Origin of the sequence: Microcystis sp. 0824 (assembly GCF_003112475.1) — a bacterium.
GTDB lineage: Bacteria > Cyanobacteriota > Cyanobacteriia > Cyanobacteriales > Microcystaceae > Microcystis > Microcystis aeruginosa_C.
In genome coordinates this window covers 1-4,234 of record NZ_BDSM01000070.1, presented here as the reverse complement: position 1 = coordinate 4,234, position 4,234 = coordinate 1, and the positions used below count along the sequence as shown (strand labels likewise).

Sequence of the window (4,234 nt, the reverse complement as noted above, 5' to 3'; positions counted from 1 at the left end):
TTTTTTTTTTTTTTTTTCATCAGGTTTATTCATGAATCAGAGAAAATCAAATTAAATTCGGTGCGGTTAAACCTTGATTTCTCCTACCAGCCACCTGATTAACTTGACTCAGAGTCAAGAAAACGGGTTTCTTAAAGAAACCCGTTTTCTCGATCCTATAGTCACATATTTCTTAACATAAAATTTGACAAAAAGAGAAAAGTATTAATTCCAGCAATTCTTTATAATTCTCTAGATGACTGGGAAAACCCGAACCCTAGAGTGATAGAGAAAAGAATTGAGGAATTCAAAAGGCGAACTCGGAGTTAATTGATGAAGTGCGATCGCTTTTCTGATCGGGTGCATTAACAAAGTATAATGCACCTTATTTGTTGTCTATAATTTAAAAGATTGAGGTCAGGGGAGTTTGTTGGGTTGATTTTGCGTTAAAATTAAGTTAGATATGTCTTAATTGATGAAACTTAGCAAGACAATGAATACTTCGACCACTTTTCAAGAAATTGCCGCCGAAATACAATTATTTGATAATATTGAACAAAAAGAACAATTTATTTTTGTGGTGGGTGCTTTAGTTTCTCGCATCATCAGTCTTCATAAAGCCGCAGAAATCATGGAAATGGATACAGAAATGTTCTTGAAAATTTTAGAATTAATGGGAATCGATTTTTCTTATCTTACTACAGAAGACATAGATAGAGAAAAAAAATGGTAATCTCTATGAAAATTGTTTTCAATTCTTCCCCTTTAATCTTTTTGTCTCAGTTAGGATTTTTAGAAAAATTCCTAGATTCTAATGATAATTTTTATTTGCCTGCAACCGTACAACAAGAAATTAATGCCAAACAAGATCAATCTTCAGAGACTCTTAATAAGCTGATCAATCAACAGAAATTAATTATCCTAAATATTAAATTAATCTCTCTAGCAAATAGTTTAAATGAACGTTTAGGGAAAGGTGAATCTGATGCCATTACTTTAGTAGCAACAGTGAGTAAACCAATTGCGAATATATTTTTGAGTAACTTGTAACATAGTGCGATCGCCGATTTGGTAGTGCGATCGCCGATCTTGTAGGTTGGGTTGAGGCACGAAACCCAACAGGATCAACTATAGCAATTCTCTAACTTATGAGGTACAGTAGCAACAGTGAGTAAACCAATTGCGAATATATTTTTGAGTAACTTGTAACATAGTGCGATCGCCGCTCTTGTCGGTTGGGTTGAGGCACGAAACCCAAGATGATCAACTATTAATTTATTTGGTTGGTGTTGGGTTGCACTTTGTTTAACTACATTTTGGCAATAAAGAGGCGATTAGGGTTGATAAACGGCAAACGCTAATCTTGTAAGCTTTAAAAAGTGCTATCTAAAAAACTAAACAAACTATAATTAAAATTACTGCAAAAATTTAGAGACTAAAGAAGGAAATATGACAGAAATAGTTTTTTTAGTGGAAGATGCACCGGAAGGGGGATATACAGCAAGGGCATTAGGCGAGTCTATTTTTACCGAAGCCGATGATTTACAGTCTTTACGAGAAATGGTAAAAGATGCCGTTAATTGTCATTATGATGATAGGGAAAATCGCCCTAAAATTATTCGTTTACATATTGTTAGGGATGAGGTATTTGCGGTATGAAGCTACCCAGAGATTTATCCAGTGATGACTTAATCAAAAAATTGTCTGAGTTAGGTTATGAAGTGAGTCGTCAAACGGGTAGCCATATTAGACTAACTACTTCTGAAAATGGTACACATCAGATTACTATTCCTGCTCATAATCCTGTCAAAATAGGCACTTTAAATAATATTTTGCGTGATGTCGCTCTACATTTTAATCTAAGTAAAGATGAACTATTAAAAAGACTGTTTTAAAATGGCGATCACCTGTAGATTGAGTGCGATCCAAGATGATCAATTATTAATTTATTTGGTTGGTGTTGGGTTGCACTTTGTTTAACTACATTTTGGCAATAAAGAGGCGATCGCTTTTATTTTAATAATCTTTCCTATTTTTCATGACTTCCTATCCACCCCCAAATATAATCTTCACCATCTTTAAAAGCTAAAGCTCTATAATTAATACCAAATCTTACCGATCAAAATTATCCAACTTTTTTAAAAGACAAAGAAGAATGGTTTAAGTCACTTTTTAAAAGCTCAAAATTCCTTCTTGCTAAAATTTAATTTGTTTTTCCCATTGTTGATAGTCTAACTTATTAATCCAATTTCTTAAATACAAAAATTCTTCAAAAGTAAGGCTTTCAATTTCCGATTGAGTTAATTATAACTTTGTCATCTTAGTATCTTTCCACAACAATAGTTCAAATTTGAGTTTTATATTATCATTTTTTATGTAAAAATGGGGATTTGTGATCGCATTTGGCAGAATATTGAAAGTGCGATCGCTTTTTTATCGGGTGCATTAACACAGTATAATGCGCCTTATTTGTTGTCTATAATTTAAAAGATTGAGGCAAGGCAGTTTGTTGGGTTGATCTTGTGTTAAGATTAAGCTAGAGTAAATTCTAATCTCCGATTAAAATTTCAACGGAACAATCACCATGAACTTTTATACCGTTATTCTGAGAAAAAGTGCAGACTATTGGGTTTCATTATGTCTTGAAAATGGATTAGTTGGACAAGGAGAAACTCAGGAAAAAGCTATGGAGAAACTAAAAGAAGCGATTGAATCTTTTTGGGAGATTTATCGTGATCAAGCCAATATATATACCAGTCCTATTCCTATAGACGAACTTCATGAGTTTTTAACTGTGGGAGATTCTGAAACTCCCGAAACTTACGAACTCAGAAAAGTTTATGCCTAAAAATATTCCTTCTCTTAAACCCAAAGCACTAATCAAAATTCTTGAAAAAGGAGGCCGTCAATTTTATCGAGAAGGAAAAGGTGATCATCGTTTATATTGTAGAGTATTGTATAATCAACGTCGAATCGTTCCTATCGATATAGGTGCAAAAGAAATGTCCCCTGCTTATGTTTTACGAATTTTTAGACAATTTGGTTTTACAGATGAAGAAATAGAACATTTATTAAAATAGATGATTGAATGCGTTTTTTCAAACGAAGAAATTATCTATTCTAGTACGCTTTATCTTAATTTTATTTCCAAGAGCTAAAATAAAGTGATAGCTACTTTTTTAAGGTACATTAACACAAGAGTAAAACCCTCGATTGCTTGTTATAAATTGATTTAATGATTAATTTTCACCCAGTCATCGTCGATAAATTAGCCTCCCTTAAAAACAGGTAAAGTGACTATCACCATTTTGCGTAATTTTTCGCTCTGGTAATGAACTTTTGATTATGAAATGATCCAAAGACGTTAATTTAAAAGATTGAGTTCAGGGGAGTTTGTTGGGTTGGTCTTGTGTTAAAATTGGGTTAGGGCTAGTCTGAATCATTTATCCTGTATCATTTAACGGCGGAGAAAACTATGGTAAAAACCTTTAAAGCAATTTTGAAAAATAATACCCTTCAATGGCTTGATGAAACCCCTGAAATCAACTCCGAATATCCTGTTAATGTTTATATTACCTTACTAGAAGAAAATATTATTGGTGAAAATCGATCTAACGGTCAAAAAATGGCCAATGCTTTGAAAAAAATTGCTAATAATAATACTTTTACTGATGTTGATACCCAACAGTGGCAACAACAAAATCGGTGCGATCGCTCTCTTCCTGATCGGGATTAAATCATGTTATTAGATAGTAATATTATTATCTATGCCGCTCAATTGGAAAATGAGTTTCTCCGGGAGTTTATTGCAGAAAATTCTCCTTATGTATCTGCTTTATCCTATCTGGAAGTTTTAGGCTACCATCGGTTAACTCATCAGGATAAAGTCTATTTTGAAGAATTTTTTAATGCTTCTCAAATTTTACCCATCTCTCAACCTGTAATTAACCAAGCAGTAACTTTAAAACAAATCAGAAAGATGTCCTTAGGAGATGCCATTATTGCGGGAACAGCTTTCGTTTAATTAGGGGTCGAGAAGGTCGTCACCGACCTCCCCTCCCATTCAGAACCGTGCGTGAGACTTTCACCTCACACGGCTCCTAGTTTGACTGTTCCCTTGTTAAGGATACCGCTTGACTTCTCTGTGGTTGCCTGTGATAATTTCCTTGTGGTTATATCGAGGCTTCCATCGGAAGCTGATTTTTCGTCGTGACAGTGGCGGTGTAGTATTTGAAGGTTTTTATACTCATCCTTT

The 4,234-nt window shown here is 33.8% G+C and carries 8 protein-coding genes and 1 pseudogene; 8 read left to right on the top strand and 1 reads right to left on the bottom strand.

The features are described 5' to 3' along the window. Positions 1-472: 472 nt before the first annotated feature. The 8 genes from N0824_RS19205 (at position 473) to N0824_RS19170 (ending at position 4,003) form a co-directional block, all read left to right on the top strand. The gene (locus N0824_RS19205) at positions 473-712 is read left to right on the top strand and encodes a UPF0175 family protein (RefSeq protein WP_002736878.1); all 240 of its coding nucleotides are present in this window, start codon (positions 473-475) and stop codon (positions 710-712) included. A 5-nt stretch (positions 713-717) separates the two neighbouring features. Further along, positions 718-1,029, top strand: a complete 312-nt coding sequence (locus N0824_RS19200; RefSeq protein ID WP_233256484.1) for a PIN domain-containing protein — start codon at positions 718-720, stop codon at positions 1,027-1,029. A 399-nt stretch (positions 1,030-1,428) separates the two neighbouring features. Further along, the gene (locus N0824_RS19195; RefSeq protein WP_002747310.1) at positions 1,429-1,638 is read left to right on the top strand and encodes a hypothetical protein; all 210 of its coding nucleotides are present in this window, start codon (positions 1,429-1,431) and stop codon (positions 1,636-1,638) included. Next, a complete protein-coding gene (locus tag N0824_RS19190) occupies positions 1,635-1,874 on the top strand; it encodes a type II toxin-antitoxin system HicA family toxin (protein ID WP_002747313.1) in 240 nt (79 codons plus the stop codon). Before N0824_RS19195 ends, N0824_RS19190 begins: the two co-directional genes overlap by 4 nt. A gap of 689 nt (positions 1,875-2,563) precedes the next feature. Continuing rightward, positions 2,564-2,827, top strand: a complete 264-nt coding sequence (locus N0824_RS19185) for a type II toxin-antitoxin system HicB family antitoxin (RefSeq protein ID WP_108937910.1) — start codon at positions 2,564-2,566, stop codon at positions 2,825-2,827. Next, positions 2,820-3,059 carry a type II toxin-antitoxin system HicA family toxin gene (locus tag N0824_RS19180; protein WP_002754041.1) on the top strand — a complete coding sequence of 80 codons (240 nt, stop codon included), beginning with the start codon at positions 2,820-2,822 and terminating at the stop codon, positions 3,057-3,059. The genes N0824_RS19185 and N0824_RS19180 overlap by 8 nt, the downstream gene beginning before the upstream one ends. A gap of 395 nt (positions 3,060-3,454) precedes the next feature. Continuing rightward, positions 3,455-3,715 (top strand): hypothetical protein, encoded by a 261-nt coding sequence (locus N0824_RS19175; RefSeq protein ID WP_002757302.1) that lies wholly within the window; start codon positions 3,455-3,457, stop codon positions 3,713-3,715. A 3-nt stretch (positions 3,716-3,718) separates the two neighbouring features. Next, entirely contained in the window at positions 3,719-4,003 is a 285-nt protein-coding gene (locus tag N0824_RS19170) for a type II toxin-antitoxin system VapC family toxin (RefSeq protein ID WP_108937909.1), read from the top strand. A gap of 76 nt (positions 4,004-4,079) precedes the next feature. Here N0824_RS19170 and N0824_RS21960 read toward each other — a convergent pair. Further along, positions 4,080-4,234 (bottom strand): annotated as a pseudogene (locus N0824_RS21960) (RNA-directed DNA polymerase); the annotation flags it as partial.

Coding starts and splice junctions, on each gene's coding strand:
- N0824_RS19170 (WP_108937909.1), top strand. CDS start 3,719: ATGTTATTAGATAGTAATATTATTATCTATGCCGCTCAATTGGAAAAT.
- N0824_RS19205 (WP_002736878.1), top strand. CDS start 473: ATGAATACTTCGACCACTTTTCAAGAAATTGCCGCCGAAATACAATTA.
- N0824_RS19200 (WP_233256484.1), top strand. CDS start 718: ATGAAAATTGTTTTCAATTCTTCCCCTTTAATCTTTTTGTCTCAGTTA.
- N0824_RS19180 (WP_002754041.1), top strand. CDS start 2,820: ATGCCTAAAAATATTCCTTCTCTTAAACCCAAAGCACTAATCAAAATT.
- N0824_RS19185 (WP_108937910.1), top strand. CDS start 2,564: ATGAACTTTTATACCGTTATTCTGAGAAAAAGTGCAGACTATTGGGTT.
- N0824_RS19195 (WP_002747310.1), top strand. CDS start 1,429: ATGACAGAAATAGTTTTTTTAGTGGAAGATGCACCGGAAGGGGGATAT.
- N0824_RS19190 (WP_002747313.1), top strand. CDS start 1,635: ATGAAGCTACCCAGAGATTTATCCAGTGATGACTTAATCAAAAAATTG.
- N0824_RS19175 (WP_002757302.1), top strand. CDS start 3,455: ATGGTAAAAACCTTTAAAGCAATTTTGAAAAATAATACCCTTCAATGG.